This is a genomic window from Pseudomonas sp. B21-009 (genome assembly GCF_024749345.1).
In the GTDB taxonomy this organism is placed as follows: domain Bacteria; phylum Pseudomonadota; class Gammaproteobacteria; order Pseudomonadales; family Pseudomonadaceae; genus Aquipseudomonas.
Genome location: NZ_CP087199.1, coordinates 3,078,602 through 3,095,180, shown reverse-complemented (window position 1 = coordinate 3,095,180; position 16,579 = coordinate 3,078,602). Strand labels below are relative to the sequence as shown.

General features: G+C 65.8%; 20 protein-coding genes and 2 riboswitches. Of the genes, 14 read left to right on the top strand and 6 right to left on the bottom strand.

The window, feature by feature from the left end; genetic code table 11:
* Genes LOY34_RS14225 through LOY34_RS14180 form a run of 10 tightly spaced genes read left to right on the top strand, consistent with a single transcriptional unit; the run spans nucleotide 1 to nucleotide 6,446 of the window.
* Entirely contained in the window at nucleotides 1-543 is a 543-nt protein-coding gene (locus tag LOY34_RS14225; protein ID WP_195884245.1) for a PilN domain-containing protein, read from the top strand.
* On the top strand, nucleotides 530-1,078 hold the full coding sequence (gene pilO, locus LOY34_RS14220; protein WP_195884244.1) for a type 4a pilus biogenesis protein PilO: 549 nt from the start codon (nucleotides 530-532) through the stop codon (nucleotides 1,076-1,078). Before LOY34_RS14225 ends, pilO begins: the two co-directional genes overlap by 14 nt.
* Nucleotides 1,078-1,578: a hypothetical protein gene (locus LOY34_RS14215; protein WP_045198308.1), complete on the top strand. Its 501-nt coding sequence runs from the start codon at nucleotides 1,078-1,080 to the stop codon at nucleotides 1,576-1,578. The genes pilO and LOY34_RS14215 overlap by 1 nt, the downstream gene beginning before the upstream one ends.
* A complete protein-coding gene (locus LOY34_RS14210) occupies nucleotides 1,575-3,398 on the top strand; it encodes a secretin N-terminal domain-containing protein (protein WP_195884243.1) in 1,824 nt (607 codons plus the stop codon). The genes LOY34_RS14215 and LOY34_RS14210 overlap by 4 nt, the downstream gene beginning before the upstream one ends.
* Nucleotides 3,399-3,401: 3 nt before the next feature.
* Nucleotides 3,402-3,878, top strand: a complete 477-nt coding sequence (locus LOY34_RS14205; RefSeq protein WP_045198311.1) for a prepilin-type N-terminal cleavage/methylation domain-containing protein — start codon at nucleotides 3,402-3,404, stop codon at nucleotides 3,876-3,878.
* 5 nt (nucleotides 3,879-3,883) lie between these two features.
* The gene (locus LOY34_RS14200; protein ID WP_093382267.1) at nucleotides 3,884-4,258 is read left to right on the top strand and encodes a type II secretion system protein; all 375 of its coding nucleotides are present in this window, start codon (nucleotides 3,884-3,886) and stop codon (nucleotides 4,256-4,258) included.
* The gene (locus LOY34_RS14195) at nucleotides 4,233-4,763 is read left to right on the top strand and encodes a type II secretion system protein (protein WP_045198314.1); all 531 of its coding nucleotides are present in this window, start codon (nucleotides 4,233-4,235) and stop codon (nucleotides 4,761-4,763) included. Before LOY34_RS14200 ends, LOY34_RS14195 begins: the two co-directional genes overlap by 26 nt.
* Nucleotides 4,760-5,155 carry a curli production assembly/transport protein CsgE gene (gene csgE / locus LOY34_RS14190; RefSeq protein WP_045198315.1) on the top strand — a complete coding sequence of 132 codons (396 nt, stop codon included), beginning with the start codon at nucleotides 4,760-4,762 and terminating at the stop codon, nucleotides 5,153-5,155. Before LOY34_RS14195 ends, csgE begins: the two co-directional genes overlap by 4 nt.
* Nucleotides 5,152-5,571: a curli assembly protein CsgF gene (locus LOY34_RS14185; protein WP_045198317.1), complete on the top strand. Its 420-nt coding sequence runs from the start codon at nucleotides 5,152-5,154 to the stop codon at nucleotides 5,569-5,571. Before csgE ends, LOY34_RS14185 begins: the two co-directional genes overlap by 4 nt.
* A gap of 29 nt (nucleotides 5,572-5,600) precedes the next feature.
* Nucleotides 5,601-6,446, top strand: coding sequence for a CsgG/HfaB family protein (locus LOY34_RS14180; RefSeq protein ID WP_123566619.1), 846 nt, complete (start codon nucleotides 5,601-5,603; stop codon nucleotides 6,444-6,446).
* Nucleotides 6,447-6,451: 5 nt separating this feature from the next.
* On the opposite strand, the gene LOY34_RS14175 is transcribed toward LOY34_RS14180, so the two are convergent.
* The 5 genes from LOY34_RS14175 to LOY34_RS14155 are packed head-to-tail and all read right to left on the bottom strand — an operon-like array spanning nucleotide 6,452 to nucleotide 8,809.
* Complete coding sequence (locus LOY34_RS14175) at nucleotides 6,452-6,697, bottom strand: DUF1272 domain-containing protein (RefSeq protein ID WP_093382280.1); 246 nt, start codon at nucleotides 6,695-6,697, stop codon at nucleotides 6,452-6,454.
* A 43-nt stretch (nucleotides 6,698-6,740) separates the two neighbouring features.
* On the bottom strand, nucleotides 6,741-7,487 hold the full coding sequence (cobM, locus tag LOY34_RS14170; protein WP_045198321.1) for a precorrin-4 C(11)-methyltransferase: 747 nt from the start codon (nucleotides 7,485-7,487) through the stop codon (nucleotides 6,741-6,743).
* 30 nt (nucleotides 7,488-7,517) lie between these two features.
* The gene (locus tag LOY34_RS14165; RefSeq protein ID WP_195884242.1) at nucleotides 7,518-7,916 is read right to left on the bottom strand and encodes a cobalamin biosynthesis protein; all 399 of its coding nucleotides are present in this window, start codon (nucleotides 7,914-7,916) and stop codon (nucleotides 7,518-7,520) included.
* Nucleotides 7,917-7,919: 3 nt separating this feature from the next.
* On the bottom strand, nucleotides 7,920-8,612 hold the full coding sequence (locus LOY34_RS14160) for a CbtA family protein (protein ID WP_195884241.1): 693 nt from the start codon (nucleotides 8,610-8,612) through the stop codon (nucleotides 7,920-7,922).
* 11 nt (nucleotides 8,613-8,623) lie between these two features.
* Nucleotides 8,624-8,809 (bottom strand): CbtB domain-containing protein, encoded by a 186-nt coding sequence (locus tag LOY34_RS14155; RefSeq protein ID WP_036995824.1) that lies wholly within the window; start codon nucleotides 8,807-8,809, stop codon nucleotides 8,624-8,626.
* A 97-nt stretch (nucleotides 8,810-8,906) separates the two neighbouring features.
* Nucleotides 8,907-9,133, bottom strand: a riboswitch (cobalamin riboswitch).
* A 60-nt stretch (nucleotides 9,134-9,193) separates the two neighbouring features.
* A riboswitch (cobalamin riboswitch) is annotated at nucleotides 9,194-9,393 on the top strand.
* A 95-nt stretch (nucleotides 9,394-9,488) separates the two neighbouring features.
* Here LOY34_RS14155 and cobW point away from each other — a divergent pair.
* From cobW to LOY34_RS14135, 4 genes are read left to right on the top strand one after another with little or no spacing between them, the layout of a single operon-like run.
* A complete protein-coding gene (gene cobW / locus LOY34_RS14150) occupies nucleotides 9,489-10,556 on the top strand; it encodes a cobalamin biosynthesis protein CobW (protein ID WP_045198466.1) in 1,068 nt (355 codons plus the stop codon).
* Nucleotides 10,557-10,559: 3 nt separating this feature from the next.
* Complete coding sequence (cobN, locus tag LOY34_RS14145) at nucleotides 10,560-14,318, top strand: cobaltochelatase subunit CobN (protein ID WP_195884240.1); 3,759 nt, start codon at nucleotides 10,560-10,562, stop codon at nucleotides 14,316-14,318.
* A 1-nt stretch (nucleotide 14,319) separates the two neighbouring features.
* Complete coding sequence (locus tag LOY34_RS14140; RefSeq protein ID WP_195884239.1) at nucleotides 14,320-15,321, top strand: ATP-binding protein; 1,002 nt, start codon at nucleotides 14,320-14,322, stop codon at nucleotides 15,319-15,321.
* Complete coding sequence (locus LOY34_RS14135) at nucleotides 15,246-15,986, top strand: VWA domain-containing protein (protein WP_195884238.1); 741 nt, start codon at nucleotides 15,246-15,248, stop codon at nucleotides 15,984-15,986. The genes LOY34_RS14140 and LOY34_RS14135 overlap by 76 nt, the downstream gene beginning before the upstream one ends.
* Nucleotides 15,987-16,096: 110 nt before the next feature.
* Here LOY34_RS14135 and LOY34_RS14130 read toward each other — a convergent pair whose 3' ends face one another.
* A complete protein-coding gene (locus tag LOY34_RS14130) occupies nucleotides 16,097-16,363 on the bottom strand; it encodes a hypothetical protein (protein ID WP_045198333.1) in 267 nt (88 codons plus the stop codon).
* Between the last annotated feature and the right edge of the window lie 216 nt (nucleotides 16,364-16,579).

Below are 16,579 nucleotides of genomic sequence, written 5' to 3'. Positions count from 1 at the left end.
ATGCGCCGCCTGATGCTGGACCTGCAACCCGCCCGCACAGGTTGGCCCGCCTGGGCGCTGTTGGCATGCGCACTGAGCCTGCTGCTCGGCACTGCGCTGCTGCAGCAGGGCTTCGATCAACAACAGGCCGGGCTTGAACAGCAACTTGAACAGCTCGACCGGCAACTGGGCAAACGGCCCCAGGCCGAGCCAGCGCTCAATGCCGCGCAAAGCCGCGAGCAGGCCGAGAAACTGGCACAGATGCGCAGCGTCTCGCAGCAACTGCAACGGCCGTGGGAGCGCCTGTTCAACATGCTTGAAGGGCTGGCGCAAGACGACGTTGCCTTGCTCACCCTGACCCCCGATGCGCGCAAGGGCCAACTGCGCATCAGCGCCGAGGCCCGCGACCTGGAGGCCATGCTGGCCTTCCACAAGCGTCTGGAAGCCAGCGACGAGCTGCGCGATGTGTCGCTGCTCAACCACGAAATCATCGCCAAGCAGGCCGAGCATCCGGTGCAGTTCAACCTGTCGGCCACCTGGGAGAACGGCAATGCGCATCCCTAGCCTGATCCTCCATGAACGCGCCCGCCAGCTCGGCGTAGTGGGCCTGGCCGGTGCCGGGTTGCTGGCCCTGGCCCTGCTGTATGGCGTTACTGCCTTGCTCGGCCAATGGCAGCAGTTGCAACAGCTGGAGCTGCAGCGCGACCTGGCCCTGGCCCAGGTCGCGCAGTTCAAGCAGGGCACGCTGAAGCTGGCGCAGGTGCCCAGGCACGAGCTGGAAGACTTTCACAAACAGCTGCCGGCCCAGCCTCAGGCCACGGTGGCCATCGACCGCATCTACGCCCTGGCCAAGGCCGAGCAGATCACCCTGGCCCGCGGCGAGTACGCCCTGGGGGTCGATCCCAAGACTCAGCTGGCGCGTTACCAGATCCTCCTGCCGGTGCGCGGCAGCTACCCGCAAATCCGCCGCTACGTGCATGCCTTGCTCGGCCAGTTGCCGGCACTGGTGCTCGAAGACATTGACCTGCAGCGCAAGAAGATCGGCGACCGCGAGCTGACCGGGCGCATCCGTATGACCCTTTACCTGTCGAGGTCATGATGAACACTCAACGCAGCCTGGCCTGGCTGGCTTTTCTCGGCACCGCCGCAGTGCTGGCCTGGGCGCCGGGGTATTTCTTCGACGACGTCGCTGAAGACGCCGAGGCGGCTGTTGAGGTCGCCGGCAAGGCTTCTGCACCGCTGACGCCGACTGCGCAGATGGCGGCAAGGCCGGCAGCCCTGCAGCCGCGCGACCTGTTCCCGAGCAAGAGCTGGAAGCCTGCGGTGCAGGTCACCACCGTCACCGAACAACCGGTGGTCATCGCTCCGGTGGCCGTGGCGCCTGTCGCCCCGGCACTGCCATTCCAGTTCGTTGGCCGCCTGGATGATCGCGACGACCAGCAGGTGTTCCTGCAAAGCGGCGAAAAACTCTACGTCGTGCGCCGCGGCGACGTGATCGATGACACCTACCGGATCGAGCAGATCTCCGCCACGGAGCTGAGCCTGGTCTACCTGCCATTGCACCTGTCCCAGACCTTGTCTGTAGGGAGCGCACCATGAATTCGCCAAGGCTCAGCCACAAAGCGCCGTACCTGATGCTTGCCCTGTGTGTCGCCCTGGCCGGATGCGGCACTTCGGGTGTGCGCAAGGACGCCCAGGCCCTGATCGGTGAGGGCCAGTACGAGGCCGGAATCGCCCAGCTTGAAGACGCGCTCAAGGAACACCCGCGCGACACCGAACTGAACATCGCCTTGATCCAGGGCCGGCGCCAGGCGGTGGAGGCGCTGCTGACCCAGGCCGACAGCGACCGCAGCCGCCATGACTTCGGCGGTGCGCGCACAGGTTACGGGCGGGTGCTGACCCTGGAGCCGAACAACCGCCGGGCCCTGGATGCGGTGCGCCAGATCGAGCAGATGCGCAACCTGGGCGAGCGCATTGCCCTGGGCCAGGCGGCGTTGCGCAGCGGCGACCTGTTCGGCGCCGAGCGGCACATGCGCGAAGTGCTGCTGCTCGACCCGCAGAACGAAGGTGGCCTGGCCCTGCGCAAGGACATCGAGCGGGTGCAAAGCCGCACCGCCCAGCCCAACCCGCAACTGCGCAGCAAGCTCGAACGGCCGGTGACCCTGGAGTTTCGCGACGCCAACCTGAAGACCATCTTCGAGGTGCTGTCGCAGGTGGCGGGGCTGAACTTCATCTTCGACAAGGACCTGCGCCCGGACATGAAGGCGACCATCTTCGTGCGTGACGTGCGCATCGAAGACGCCGTGGCCCTGCTGCTGGAACAGAACCAGCTGCACCAGAAGGTGGTGAACGACAACACCCTGCTGATCTACCCGGACTCGCCGCAGAAGCTCAAGGATTACCAGGAACTGGTGATGCGCACCTTCTACCTGACCAGCATCGACGCCAACACCGCATTGAACATGGTCAAGACCATGCTCAAGACCCGCGACGTGTTCGTCGACGAGCGCCTCAACACCCTGACCATGCGCGACACCCCCGACGCCGTGCGCATGGCCGAGAAACTGCTGCAGTCCCAGGACCAGTCCAACCCGGAAGTGGTGCTGGAGGTGGAAGTGATGGAGGTTGCCCGTTCGCGGATCCTCGAACTCGGCCTGCAGTGGCCCAACACCTTTGGCATCCTCAACGCCGATGGCAACCCGGTGGGCACCCTCGACCAACTGCGCGGCATCAACTCCTCGCGCATCAGCATCGCCCCGGCACCGCAAGCCAAGATCAACGCCCAGGACAACGACATCAACACCCTGGCAAGCCCGGTGATCCGCGTCAGCAACCGTGAACAGGCGCGCATCCACATTGGCCAGCGGGTGCCGATCATCAGCGCCACCTCGGTGCCCTCGACTCAGGGCCCGGTGATCACCGAAAGCGTCACCTACCTGGACGTCGGCCTCAAGCTCGAAGTGACCCCGGTGGTGCACCTGAACAACGAAGTGGCGATCAAGGTGGCCCTGGAAGTCAGCAACGCCAAGCCGCTGGAGCCGACCCGCCAGGGCACCATCCCGGTTCAGGTCGACACCCGCAACGCCCAGACCAGCCTGCGCCTGCACGACGGCGAAACCCAGGTGCTGGCCGGGTTGATGCGCAACGACCAGGGTGGCAGCGGCAACAAGATCCCGGGGCTTGGCGACATTCCCGGCCTGGGCCGGCTGTTCGGCAGCAACCGCAGCGACAACAGCCAGTCGGAGCTGGTGCTGTCGATCACCCCGCGGATCATCCGCAACCTGCCGTACCAGAGCCCGTCGGACATGGAGTTTGCCACCGGCACTGAAACCAGCATGCAGATCCGCAACCTCAACCGCAGCATCGAGGTCGACGACGAACAACCCATTGCGGCGGTACCGACCGCGGTGAGGCCGTAAATCATGAAACGCCCGATGGCAGGTTTCAGCCTGATCGAAGTGATGCTGACCCTGGCACTGCTCGGGTTGCTCGCCTCGATTGCTGCGCCGCTGACCGAAACCCTGGTGCGGCGCAACAAGGAGCAGGAGCTGCGCACCGCGCTGTACCAACTGCGCGATGCCATCGACGCCTACAAGCGCGCCTTCGACGCCGGCTATATCGAGAAGTCCCTCGACGCCAGCGGCTACCCGCCGAACCTGCAGGTGCTGGTCGATGGCGTGCGCGATGTGCGCAGTGCCAAGGGCGCAAAGTTCTACTTTCTGCGGCGCATTCCCCAGGACCCGCTGCTGGCCGCGCGCAAGGACGACGAGCAGGGCGGGTGGGGCCTGCGCGCCTACGACAGCCCGGCGCAGAGCCCGCGTGATGGTGAAGACGTTTTTGATGTGTACTCCCGGGCCCGCGGCAAGGGCCTCAACGGCATCGCCTACGGGCAGTGGTGAGCAGCATGAAACGCAACCAGGGCTTTACCTTGATCGAATTGCTGGTGGTGATGGCGATCATCGCCACGCTGATGACCATCGCCATGCCGCGCTACTTCAACAGCCTCGAGACCTCGCGCGAGGCCACCCTGCGCCAGAGCCTGGCGGTGATGCGCGAGGCGCTGGACCACTACTACGGCGACACCGGCCGCTACCCCGAGTCGCTGGAACAGTTGGTCGAGCAGCGCTACCTGCGCGGCGCGCCGCTGGACCCGATCACCGAACGCCGTGACGGCTGGCTGCTGGTGGCACCGCCTGAAGGCGTCGCCGGCGCCGTTGCCGACATCAAAAGCGGTTCAACCGGGAGGGCCCGTGATGGCAGCCTTTATGCCGAGTGGTAATGCCGGGCAGGCAGGCTTCACCTACCTGGGCGTGCTGTTGCTGATTGCCGTCACCGGCATGGCCCTGGCGGCCACCGGCACGCTGTGGTCGACCGTCGCCCAGCGCGAGCGCGAACGCGAGCTGCTGTGGGTCGGCGGCCAGTATGCCCAGGCCCTGCGCAGCTACTTTCGCGCCTCACCTGGCCTGGCCCAATACCCGCAGAGCCTTGAGGAGCTGCTGGAGGATAGCCGTTACCCCAACCCCAAGCGGCACCTGCGCAAGTTGTACCCGGACCCGATCACCGCCAGCGATGACTGGGGCCTGCTGCGCTCGATCGACGGGCGCATCACCGGCGTCTACAGCCGCTCCCAGGCCCTGCCGCTCAAACGCACCGGCTTTGCCGGGCAATGGTCGGAGTTCGACGGCCTTGAGCACTACAGCGACTGGCAGTTCGTCGCCGAAAAGGCTTTCAACGAAAGCGCCGCCGGCGCACGCAAGGGCCTGGCCCAGGGAGCCGGGCAATGAACCGCCGCCTCAGTGCCCTGGCCCTGGCCCTGGTGCTGCTGGCCGGCACCGCCCGGGGCGGCGCCGAGGACGAGATGATGGGCTTTATCGTCGACAACACCATCTCGCACATCGGCCACGACTTCTATTACAGCTTTGCCGAGCGGCTGCGTGCCACCAGCCGCCTGGATTTCAACCTGGTGGTACGTGAACGACCCGACCCGCGCTGGGGCAGCCTGGTGACGGTCGAGTACGAGCAACGCGTGCTGTACCGGCGTTTTCTGCCACCCAACACCACCGAGCTTAAGGACGCCGCCTACGAGGCTGCGGACCTGGTCAAGGCGCAGATCATCCAGCGCAAGCTGCAGATGCTGCTGCAGGACACCACTGATCTGGAGAGGGACGAGCTATGAACAACAACAAAACCTGCAGCCTGGCCTCGCTGGTATTGCTGGCGAGCCTCGCCAGTGCAGCCAGCGCCACGGAACTGGTCTACACCCCGGTCAACCCGGCGTTTGGCGGCAACCCGCTGAACGGCACCTGGCTGCTCAACAACGCCCAGGCGCAGAACGATCACGAAGACCCGGCCATCAAGGACCGCACCTCGGCCTTTGCCAGCACCTCGGCACTGGAGCGCTTCACCAGCCAGCTGGAGTCGCGCCTGCTCTCGCAACTGCTGACCAACATCAACAACGGCAACACCGGCAGCCTGCAGACCGACGCCTTCATCATCAACGTCATCGACGACTCGGGGGCCCTGAGCATTCAGGTGACCGACCGGGTAACCGGGGAAATCTCGGAAATTCAGGTCAACGGCCTGAACCCTTGAAGGGCACAGGACAACGGGGAGAAACAGCGATGAAACGAATTCTGAGCACACTGCTGATCCTGGCCGCCTTGCAAGGCTGCAGCCTGCGCGAACCGATGCCGGCCGAACAGGACAGCGAAAGCCCGACCCTGACGCCACGGGCCTCGACCTACTACGACCTGCTCAACATGCCGCGGCCCAAGGGCCGGCTGATGGCGGTGGTGTATGGTTTTCGCGACCAGACCGGGCAATACAAGCCGACCCCGGCCAGCTCGTTTTCCACCAGCGTCACCCAGGGCGCGGCGAGCATGCTGATGGATGCCCTGCAGGCCAGCGGCTGGTTCGTGGTGCTCGAGCGCGAAGGGCTGCAGAACCTGCTGACCGAACGCAAGATCATTCGCGCCTCGCAGAAAAAGCCCGACACCCCGGTGAATATCCAGGGCGAGCTGCCGCCGCTGCAGGCGGCCAACCTGATGCTCGAAGGCGGCATCATCGCCTACGACACCAACGTGCGCAGCGGCGGCGAGGGCGCGCGTTACCTGGGTATCGACCTGTCGCGCGAGTACCGGGTCGACCAGGTCTCGGTCAACCTGCGGGCGGTGGACGTGCGCAGCGGCCAGGTGCTGGCCAACGTCATGACCAGCAAGACCATCTACTCGGTCGGGCGCAGCGCCGGGGTGTTCAAGTTCATCGAATTCAAGAAGCTCCTGGAAGCCGAGGTCGGCTACACCACCAACGAGCCGGCGCAGCTGTGCGTGCTGTCGGCGATCGAGGCGGCGGTGGGGCACTTGCTGGCCCAGGGCATTGAACGGCGCCTGTGGCAGGTGGCGGGGGATGGCAGCGGCGACAAGGCGGTACTGGACAAATACCTGAGCCAGTACCAGAGCCCTGAGTGAGTGTGTCAGTGGCTGGGGCAGCCCTGTTCCTTGACGATCCGCTGGGTCGAGGCCGGGTTGTTGACCAGCTTGGCCGCCGAGCGCGCCGGGCGTTTGACCAGCTCACCGCCGCAATTGGGGCACTGGCCCTTGAGCTGACGTTCGTTGCAGACACGGCAAAAGGTGCATTCGAACGAGCAGATCAACGCATCCGCGCTATCTCCGGGCAGGTCGCTGCCACAGCATTCACAGTTGGGGCGCAATTCGAGCATGGTCAGGTCCTCACAGGCGGAACGGAATCGTCAGTGTATACGCTCAGGGCCGATACAGGTGGGCGTGGCCAGCGCGGTACAGCGCCGACTCGCTGAAGCTGTCGTTGCCCAGCACCCGGCCTACCAGAATCAGCGCGGTACGGCGAAAATCCTTGGCTGCCGCCAGCTCGACAATCGTCTCCAGGGTGCCCAGCACCCAGTCCTGGTCCGGCCAGGTTGCGCGGTGCACCACGGCAATCGGGCAGTCGCCGCCATAGTGCGGGCGCAGCTCTTCGACGATTTTAGCCAGGTGCTTGACCCCCAGGTGCACTGCCAGGGTGGTTTGGTGGCGGGCCAGGTCGGCCAGTTGCTCGCCGGCCGGCATGGGTGATTTGTCGGCGTAGCGGGTGAGGATCACACTTTGGGCGATGTCCGGCAGGGTCAGCTCGCAGCCGAGCAGGGCGGCGCTGGCCGCCACGGCGGTGACGCCGGGGACAATCTCGTAGGGGATGCCCAGCTCGCGCAGGTAGCGGATCTGCTCGCCGATGGCGCCATACAGGCTGGGGTCGCCACTGTGCACCCGGGCGACGTCCTGGCCATTGTCGTGGGCGCTCTTGATAGCTTCGATAATCTGCGCCAGGTGCAGTTCGGCGCTGTTGATCAGGGTCTCGGCGCGGTGACCTTCCAGCACTGCGGCGGGCACCAGGGAGCCGGCGTAGATGATCACCGGGCAGCGCTGGATCAGGCGCTGGCCCTTGACGGTGATCAGCTGCGGATCGCCGGGGCCGGCGCCGATGAAATAGACGGTCATGGGGTGTCCTTGCGGGTAAAGGGCTGATTATCAGCGAAAACCGCTGGTGCAGGCCAATGCCAGGCTGGCGTCGGCCTGCAAGGTGCGAGTGACCAGCAGCCGGGCCGGGCCGCCGAGCTGCTCGGCCAGGGCCAGGGCGGCGCTCTCGGCCACGCCATAACAGCCGCTGTGCTGGAAGGCTAGCGCAGAGCGATGGCTCAGCTGTGATTCGAAAGCGGCCAGCTGCGCCGCACTGTAGAACCGCAGCGGCACGCCCAGGCGCCGGGCCAGTTCATGCAGGCCGGGTTCGTCGTGCTTGAGGTCGATGCTGGCAAGGCCCATGACCGCGCCGGGCGGCAGGTCATGGGCGAGCAGGGTGCGGGTGAGCAGCTCGCTCAGGGCGTCGGCCGGGCAGCCGCGACGGCAACCCAGGCCGAGGTACAGCTGCATAGTTCAGGCCTGGCTCGAACGGCGGTACAGCCAGGCGCTGATCAGCCCCAGGGCCAGCCAGAATGCGGCGTTGGTCAGCAGCGAGGCGACCTTGAACTCGGCTTCCAGGGCTTCTGGGGCGAGCATCTGGTGCACTTCCGGCTGTGGCGCGCCAATCACATGCGGGACTACCAGCAAGACTGCGCCGACTATCTTCAGCAGCCAGTTGTGGGCAAACACGATCAAGGCCAGGCCCACGGCGGTGGCGGCAGCGGTGCCAACCCACCAGGTCTGGCGCTGGGCCAGGTCGGCGGCTGCGGTGCCCGGCAGTTCCGGTGGCAGGCCCAGGGTCGGCGCCAGGCAGAACACGGCAAAGCCGCCCAGGCCCCAGAGCGCGCCGCTGATCACGGTTTTCGGTGCGCTCAGGGTGTAGAGCGCGGCGAGGATCAGGGCGAAACCGACCGCCACCACCAGATTGCCACCGGTGGTCGACAGCACACGCTGCCAGCCGTCTTGCGGCGACCAGGCTTCGCTGTCGTGATGATGCTCGGCGGTGCCGGCGGCATGTTCATGGGGCGCTTCGAGCGCAGGCGCGGCGCTTTCATAGGTTTCCGCCTGGAGAATCAGCGGCGCGACCCAGAAGCTTTGCAGCAGGGTCAGCAGCAGGGCGGCCAGCAGGCCGGTAAAGCCTGCGGTACTGGCAATACGCTTGATCATCGGGGCAGCACTCAGTGGCAAGGGAAGGCGGCGCTGTGGCGGGTATCGTGGGCAGCGTTGTGCACTGCTTCGATGTGCGAGAAACCGGCGAAGTACACCAGGCACAGGCCCAGCAGCGAGGCGCCGACAGCCACCAGCAGACGCTGGCTGAGGCTTGACGGGGTAACGGCTTGGTTAATGGCGGTACTGGTACGCATGGCGCTTTCCTCTTGGTGTTGTCGGCAACAGGCAAGCGCAGCAAACCCCTGCGCGGCGTTCGCCCAGGGGTTGTAACAGCGCCCGCCCACCGCGGGTTTGTTCGGTCAAGCGTTGGGCCGGTCTCCGGGCTGGTGAGGGTTGGCCGCAGGCCACACCACAGGCGTCACCTTCCCATGCCAGACAGCGGGCACAGTGGCTCTGACGCTTTTCTCACTTACCGTTGCGGGGGCAGCACCGGACTTGCCATACACCCTATAAAGAGCGTACGACGCACCGGTTTCCCAGTTTCACCCTCAAGGGGCACCCAAACGAATGGCGTTAGCAAATCACGGGCGCGGGCAGGCGTCAATCGTGACAGCAGTTGACCGCTCACCGGGCACTGCGTAGCCTAGCCGCTTCGAGGTTCTTCGGCGCTGGCCGAAGCTAAGACGGGAACGCGGTTCAAGCCGCGGCTGCCCCCGCAACTGTAAGCATTGAAGGGTTCGACACAGCCACTGCAGCACGTGCGGGAAGGCGTCGTTCGACTGGCCACGGCGCCGGTGCAATGCAAGCCAGGAGACCTGCCTCGAACAGTTTCCGACATTCAACCGGGCGGGGTGATCCGGTGGCGAACAGGCCAGGTGCGCAACACCTTTGGCGCTCGTCCCGCATGCCCGCCATCCTGCCAAGGGCATCGAAATGAAAACACTGGCCAAACTCCCCGTCACCATCGTTACCGGCTTCCTCGGCTCGGGCAAGACCACGCTGCTGCGGCACATGCTCGACAACGCCCAGGGGCGGCGCATCGCGGTGATCGTCAACGAGTTTGGCGAGCTGGGCATCGACGGCGAAATCCTCAAGCAATGCAGCATCGGCTGCACTGAAGAAGAGGCCAGCGGCCGCGTCTATGAGCTGGCCAATGGCTGTCTGTGCTGCACCGTGCAGGAAGAGTTCTTCCCGGTGATGCGCGAGCTGGTGGCGCGTCGCGGCGACCTCGACCATATCCTCATCGAAACCAGCGGCCTGGCCCTGCCCAAGCCCCTGGTACAAGCCTTCCAGTGGCCAGAAATCCGTAACGCCTGCACCGTTGATGCGGTGATCACCGTGGTCGACAGCCCGGCGGTTGCCGCCGGCACCTTTGCCGCCTACCCGGAGCAGGTCGATGCGCAGCGCAAGCTCGACCCCAACCTTGACCACGAATCGCCACTGCACGAGCTGTTCGCCGACCAGCTGGCCAGCGCCGACCTGGTGGTGCTGAACAAGGCCGACCTGATCGCCGCCGACGACCTGGCCAAGGTTCGCGCCGAAGTCGAAGAAGAGCTGCCGCCGGCGGTCAAGGTGATCGAAGCCAGCAGCGGCCGCCTGCCGCTGGAGGTGTTGCTGGGCCTGGGCGCCGAATCCGAGGCGCACATCGATGGCCGCCGCACCCACCACGACTCGCACCACGACGGTGACGATCACGACGACCATGACCACGACGCCTTCGACTCGATCTCCATCGAGCTGCCGCAAGCCGACGAAAGCCTGCTGCTCGACGCCCTGACCCAACTGGTGGTGCAACACGGCATCCTGCGGGTCAAAGGGTTTGCGGCGATCCCGGGCAAGCCGATGCGCCTGCTGATCCAGGGCGTAGGCACCCGTTTCGACAAGCACTTCGACCGCGCCTGGCGCAGCGAAGAGCCGCGCACCACGCGCCTGGTGCTGATCGGCCAGGAGCTGGATGCGCCGCAGCTGCAAGCGAGCCTGCGCGCCGCCCTGGGCGCCTGACCCATGCACCTGCTGCGGACCCAGCCCGGTGGTTTTGTACCGGACGACAGCATTGCCGACCTCGGCCAGACCCCGGCCGAGCTGGTAATCCTCTGCAGCGGTGACTCGCACCTGGCGCTGCTGGCCGAAACCGCCCAGCAGCTGCCCGAGGATTTCCCCAGCCTGCGTCTGGCCAACCCCATGCAGGTACAGAATCATGCCTCGGTCGACCTGTATGTCGACCAGGTGCTGCGCCATGCCAAGGTTATCCTGGTGTCGCTGCACGGCGGCGTCGGTTACTGGCGCTATGGTGTGGAGCAACTGCTGGAACTGGCCGCCCGTGGCGTGCAGTTGATCCTGGTGCCCGGCGACGACCGCCCCGACCCGGAACTGACCGGCCTGAGTACGGTGCCGGCCGAGCAGGCCGAACGGCTCTGGCACTTCTTGCGCCAGGGCGGCAAGGCCAATGCCCTGAACCTGTTCAACTGCCTGGCCAGCCAGTACCTGCAGCGCGACTATCCGTGGAGCGAACCGCAGCAACTGCCGCGCACCGCGGTGTACCACCCGCGCAAGGCCGCTGCGGTGCTGCAGGACTGGTTCGGCGAGTGGCAGGTCGAGCAGCCAGTGGTGCCGATCCTGTTCTACCGCTCGCACCTGCAGGCGGCCAACACGGCCTTTATCGACACCTTTTGCGAGCGTTTGCAGCTGGCCGGGCTCAACCCCTTGCCGATCGCCGTGGCCAGCCTCAAGGAGGCTGCATGCCTGCAGCAGGTCGAAGACTGGCTGGACCAGGTCGACGCTGCGCTGATCATCAACACCACAGGCTTTGCCCAGTCCAGCCCCGAGCAGCCGCACCTGCGCCCGTTTCGCCGCGACATCCCGGTGTTGCAGGCGATCTGCGCCCAGGACAACGAACCGGCCTGGCAGGCCAGCGAGCAGGGCTTGGGTGCCCGTGACCTGGCCATGCACATCGCCTTGCCGGAGCTGGACGGGCGCATCATCACCCGCCCGGTCAGCTTCAAGGACCTGGCCTGGCGCAGCGAGCGCAGCCAGTCCGATGTGGTCTGCTACCGCGCCCAGCCCGAGCGCATGGACTTTGTCGCCGAGCTGGCGCGGCGCTGGTGTGCGCTGGCGCAGATACCCAACGGGCAGAAGCGCGTGGCGCTGATCCTCGCCAACTACCCGACCCGCGATGGTCGCATCGGCAATGGCGTGGGCCTCGATACGCCGGCAGCGGCGCTGAACATCCTGCGCACCCTGCAGGCCCAGGGCTATCCGCTGGCGCCCTTGCCCGTCAGCGGCACGGCGCTGATCCAGGCTTTGCTCGGTGGCGTCAGCAATGACCTGGACAGCCTTGACCTGCGCCCGTGCATGCAGAGCATGGCCCTGGAGGACTACCTGGCGGCCTTTGCTACCTTGCCCGAGGCCAATCAGCTCGCTGTGCGCGAGCGCTGGGGCGAACCGAGCCAGGACCCGATGTGGCGCAGCGGGCGGATGATGATCGCCGGCCTGCGCTACGGCCTGACTTTTGTCGGCATCCAGCCGGCCCGTGGCTACCAGCTGGACCAGAGCGCGGTCTATCACGACCCGGACCTGGTGCCGCCGCATGGCTACCTGGCGTTCTACTTCTGGCTGCGCCATGGCTTTGCCGCCGATGCGCTGATCCATGTCGGCAAGCATGGCAACCTGGAATGGCTGCCGGGCAAGGGTGTCGGGCTGTCCGAGAGCTGCTGGCCGGACGCCTTGCTCGGGCCGCTGCCGAACATTTACCCGTTTATCGTCAACGACCCGGGCGAGGGCGCCCAGGCCAAGCGCCGCACCCAGGCCGTGATCATCGACCACCTGATGCCGCCGCTGACCCGCGCCGAAACCTACGGGCCGTTGCGCCACCTGGAGCTGCTCGCCGACGAGTACTACGAGGCGCAGCTGCTCGACCCGCGCCGGGCCCGCGAGCTGCAGCGCGACATCCTGGCGCTGGTGCGCGACAACCATATCGATCGCGAACTGCAGATCGAAGGCGCCCTGGACGATGCCGCGATCTGGCTGCCACGCCTGGACACCTACCTGTGCGACCTCAAGGAATCGCAGATCCGCGATGGCCTGCACGTATTCGGCGAGTCGCCGGCCGGGCGCCTGCGTATCGACACCTTGCTGGCGCTATTGCGGGTGGAACGCGGTGATGGGCGCGAGGCCAACGGCAGTTTGTTGCGGGCCCTGGCCAAAGCGCTGAACCTGGGCTTCGACCCGCTCGATTGCGACCTCGGCCAGCCCTGGCAAGGCCCTCGGCCCGCACTCCTGGCGACATTGGACGAAGCCTGGCGCACCGCCGGCGATACCCGCGAGCGCCTTGAGCTGTACGCCAGCCAACTGATCGAACAGACCCTCGATGGCAGCGTGCAGCTGGTCGGCGGCCCTGAATGGGCACAGGTACAGGCGATTCTCGACGCGCTGGCGCAGCAGGTCGCGCCGCAACTGGACAGCTGCGGCCCGGCAGAAATGCACGGCTTGCTGGCGGCTCTCGACGGTCGCTTCGTGCCTGCCGGCCCCAGTGGTGCGCCAAGCCGCGGGCGCCTGGACGTACTGCCGACCGGGCGCAACTTCTATACCGTCGATGTGCGCAACCTGCCGACCACCACCGCCTGGCGCATCGGTTTTGCCTCGGCCAACCTGATCCTCGAACGTCACCTGCAAGACCATGGCGATCACCTGCGCCAGCTCGGCCTTTCAGTGTGGGGCACGGCGACCATGCGCACCGGTGGCGACGATATCGCCCAGGCCATGGCCCTGCTTGGCGTGCGGCCGGTGTGGGCCAGCGGCAGCCAGCGCGTCGACGACTTCGAAATCCTGCCCTTGAGCCTGCTCGACCGGCCACGGGTGGATGTCACCTTGCGCGTCTCGGGGTTCTTCCGCGATGCTTTTGGCAACCTGATCAAGCTGTTCGATGCGGCGGTGCAAGCGGTGGCGGCGCTGGATGAGCCGGATGAGCTCAATCCGCTGGCGGCCAAGGTCCGTAGCGAGCGCGCAGAACTGCTGGCCCAGGGCCTGGACGCCGAACGGGCCGCTCGCCAGGCCGGCTGGCGGGTGTTCGGGGCCAAGCCGGGCGCTTATGGCGCCGGCGTGCAGAATGCCATTGACGGACGGCTGTGGAATGACCGTCAGGACCTCGCCGAGGTTTACCTGAACCATGGTGGCTATGCCTATGGCACCGCCGATGACGGCACGCCGGCGCGCGCCGATTTTGCCCGGCGCCTGAGCCAGGTGCAGGCGGTGGTGCAAAATCAGGACAACCACGAGCACGACCTGCTCGATTCCAATGACTACTACCAGTTCCAGGGCGGCATGCTCGCCGCCGTGGAGAGCCTGGGCGGCAGCAGGGTGGCCAGTTATCACGGCGACCACAGCCAGCCGGACCGGCCGCGCATCCGCACCCTGAAAGAAGAGCTGAACCGGGTGATTCGCGCCCGGGCGCTGAACCCCAAGTGGATCGACGGGGTCAAGCGTCACGGCTATAAAGGTGCCTTCGAGCTGGCGGCCACCGTCGACAACCTGTTCGCTTTCGATGCCACCACGCAGCTGATCGACGACCACCATTACCAGTCGCTGGCCGACGCCTATGTGCTCGACGATGCGACCCGCGACTTTATCCGCCAGCACAACCCCGAGGCCTTGCGCGACATCACCGAGCGCCTGCTCGAAGCCCAGCAGCGCGGGCTCTGGCAGGAGCCGGGTGATTACCGTGAAGCGTTGGAAGAACAGCTGCTGGACGGCGAAGAAGAGAATTGAGATGAGCGAACCTGCACATTTTCCCCTGGCCGCCGTGGTCGGCGCCGATGAGCTGAAACTGGCGCTGTGCCTGACCGCCATCGACCCGAAGATCGGCGGCGTGCTGATCGAAGGCCCGCGCGGTATGGCCAAGAGCACCCTGGCCCGGGGCCTGGCTGATTTGCTCGGCGAAGGGCCGTTCGTGACCCTGCCGCTGGGTGCCAGTGAAGAGCGCCTGGTCGGCACCCTCGACCTGGATGCGGCGCTGGGCCAGGGCAAGGCGCAGTTTTCCCCCGGGGTGCTGGCCAAGGCCGATGGCGGCGTGCTCTATGTGGATGAAGTCAACCTTCTGGCGGATCATCTGGTCGACCTGCTGCTGGACGTGGCTGCCAGTGGCACCAACCGGGTCGAGCGCGACGGAATTTCCCACCGCCACAGCGCCCGATTCGTGTTGATTGGCACCATGAACCCGGAGGAAGGTGAGTTGCGCCCGCAGTTGCTCGATCGCTTCGGCCTCAATGTGGTGCTCGAAGGCCAGCCGCTGCCTGAAGCCCGTGGCCAGATCATTCGCCGCCGGCTGGATTTCGACAGTGATCCCGAGGCCTTTTGCGCCCAATGGGCGCCTGCTCAGGCGGCCCTGCGCGAGCGTTGCCATGGTGCTCGCGAGCGCTTGGCGCAGATTGCCCTGGACGACCAGGCCCTGGCGCAGATTACCCAGCGCTGTTTTGCTGCGGGCGTTGATGGCCTGCGCGCCGACCTGGTCTGGCTGCGCGCTGCCCGCGCCCATGCAGCCTGGCGCGATGCTCAGGTAATCGAGGCCGAGGATATCGATGCCGTGGCCGAGTTCGCCTTGCGCCATAGGCGTCGCGAAGCGCCAGCGCCACAACCACAAACGCCAGATAACGGTGCCGCGTTGCCGCCTGCGGCCGGGCAGCAAGGCCAGGGCCAATGGGGCGAATTACCGCCGCAAGCCACACCGAGCGGCGCCCGGCGCGAGGTGCCAAGCTGGGCAAAAAAGCCCTGAGCATCCGCCGCCGCAGCAGCGCGGATGCCAGACCCCGGCCCGGAGCACTTGCCGCAGGCCCGCGTGGGCGCAGCAAACAGGCGGCATCTGGCGCGGTGGCCTGGCCGGCCACCTTGCTCAAGGGCCGGCCGCGCACGCGTAACGCGCTGTGCTGGCAACAGCGCACGGCCAGCGCCCATGAGCTTTGGCTGGTGATTGTCGATGCGTCGGCGTCGACCCGCCGACACCAGGCGCTGAGCCGGGCCAAGGGCATGCTGGCGAGTTTCTTCGACCAGGCCTACCGCAACCGCGCGCGCTTGACCCTGCTCACCGCCAGCGGCAATGCACCCCACTGGCAGCGACACGGGCTCAAGGCTTCGGCGAGCTTGCAGCCATGGCTTGAGGCGTTGGGGGCGGGGGGCGGAACGCCATTGCTGGCGGCACTGGCGCAGGCACGGGACTGGCTGCAGGAGCGTCAGCGGCGTTATCCGGCAGAACTGCAACGTTGCCTGATTGTCACCGATGGCCGGCTCAAGGCCTGGGAGGCGCTGCAGCCGCTGCCGTGCCAAGCGTTGCTGGTAGATATTGAAAGTTCGCCGGTAAAGCTCGGCAGGGCGCAGTTACTTGCACAACAACTGCACGCCGATTACCAGCACCTGGAAACGCTGGCAGTACTCGGCAAATAATCAGGCATCAATAAATATAACTGCGGCAAAGTGTCGCAGTTTATCGGCGAGTTATAACAACGTTACCAAAGACGGGCGCCTGGGCCGCGCCTTTGGTAATTAACCGGTCGTTACCTAGGCATCGACCAAGGCTGCAAGTCATAACCTTTTTCGCTCAGCTCGGCGCGCACTTGCTCGATCAGATCAGCCCACTGGGCGGGGTCGGAGTAGGTGCTGCTCGGCACCTGCTTGCTGCCAATGCGGGTACTGGTCCGGTCGATAACTGCCAGGCTTAGTTCACCGGTACCATTGGGCGCATCCCAGGCAACACACTGGAAAGGTTCGAAGGCGTGGTCGGCAATCAGCAGTGCTTCGTTGACACGGAGCGGGGCGTTCATGGGTTCGGTCTCTCTGTGGGCCCAAACATCGAATATAACCGCATGCGTGTTTGCGTAGCGGTAAGTTACTTGTACTGATGCCCCCGACCGGGGGGCAAGTCACACTTCTTTTAAAAATAGTTGAATACCGCTCATCGGTTGATGACGGGGTACCTGGCATTTTTGTCAGTAGCGGCCAGGGAGTGGGGGGTATTGAATAAGGACCGACCGCAGTTC

Bases quoted from the DNA above. Each gene is read 5' to 3' on its own strand.
- LOY34_RS14225 (WP_195884245.1), top strand. From the start codon at position 1: ATGCGCCGCCTGATGCTGGACCTGCAACCCGCCCGCACAGGTTGGCCC.
- pilO (WP_195884244.1), top strand. From the start codon at position 530: ATGCGCATCCCTAGCCTGATCCTCCATGAACGCGCCCGCCAGCTCGGC.
- LOY34_RS14215 (WP_045198308.1), top strand. From the start codon at position 1,078: ATGAACACTCAACGCAGCCTGGCCTGGCTGGCTTTTCTCGGCACCGCC.
- LOY34_RS14210 (WP_195884243.1), top strand. From the start codon at position 1,575: ATGAATTCGCCAAGGCTCAGCCACAAAGCGCCGTACCTGATGCTTGCC.
- LOY34_RS14205 (WP_045198311.1), top strand. From the start codon at position 3,402: ATGAAACGCCCGATGGCAGGTTTCAGCCTGATCGAAGTGATGCTGACC.
- LOY34_RS14200 (WP_093382267.1), top strand. From the start codon at position 3,884: ATGAAACGCAACCAGGGCTTTACCTTGATCGAATTGCTGGTGGTGATG.
- LOY34_RS14195 (WP_045198314.1), top strand. From the start codon at position 4,233: ATGGCAGCCTTTATGCCGAGTGGTAATGCCGGGCAGGCAGGCTTCACC.
- csgE (WP_045198315.1), top strand. From the start codon at position 4,760: ATGAACCGCCGCCTCAGTGCCCTGGCCCTGGCCCTGGTGCTGCTGGCC.
- LOY34_RS14185 (WP_045198317.1), top strand. From the start codon at position 5,152: ATGAACAACAACAAAACCTGCAGCCTGGCCTCGCTGGTATTGCTGGCG.
- LOY34_RS14180 (WP_123566619.1), top strand. From the start codon at position 5,601: ATGAAACGAATTCTGAGCACACTGCTGATCCTGGCCGCCTTGCAAGGC.
- LOY34_RS14175 (WP_093382280.1), bottom strand. From the start codon at position 6,697: ATGCTCGAATTGCGCCCCAACTGTGAATGCTGTGGCAGCGACCTGCCC.
- cobM (WP_045198321.1), bottom strand. From the start codon at position 7,487: ATGACCGTCTATTTCATCGGCGCCGGCCCCGGCGATCCGCAGCTGATC.
- LOY34_RS14165 (WP_195884242.1), bottom strand. From the start codon at position 7,916: ATGCAGCTGTACCTCGGCCTGGGTTGCCGTCGCGGCTGCCCGGCCGAC.
- LOY34_RS14160 (WP_195884241.1), bottom strand. From the start codon at position 8,612: ATGATCAAGCGTATTGCCAGTACCGCAGGCTTTACCGGCCTGCTGGCC.
- LOY34_RS14155 (WP_036995824.1), bottom strand. From the start codon at position 8,809: ATGCGTACCAGTACCGCCATTAACCAAGCCGTTACCCCGTCAAGCCTC.
- cobW (WP_045198466.1), top strand. From the start codon at position 9,489: ATGAAAACACTGGCCAAACTCCCCGTCACCATCGTTACCGGCTTCCTC.
- cobN (WP_195884240.1), top strand. From the start codon at position 10,560: ATGCACCTGCTGCGGACCCAGCCCGGTGGTTTTGTACCGGACGACAGC.
- LOY34_RS14140 (WP_195884239.1), top strand. From the start codon at position 14,320: ATGAGCGAACCTGCACATTTTCCCCTGGCCGCCGTGGTCGGCGCCGAT.
- LOY34_RS14135 (WP_195884238.1), top strand. From the start codon at position 15,246: ATGGGGCGAATTACCGCCGCAAGCCACACCGAGCGGCGCCCGGCGCGA.
- LOY34_RS14130 (WP_045198333.1), bottom strand. From the start codon at position 16,363: ATGAACGCCCCGCTCCGTGTCAACGAAGCACTGCTGATTGCCGACCAC.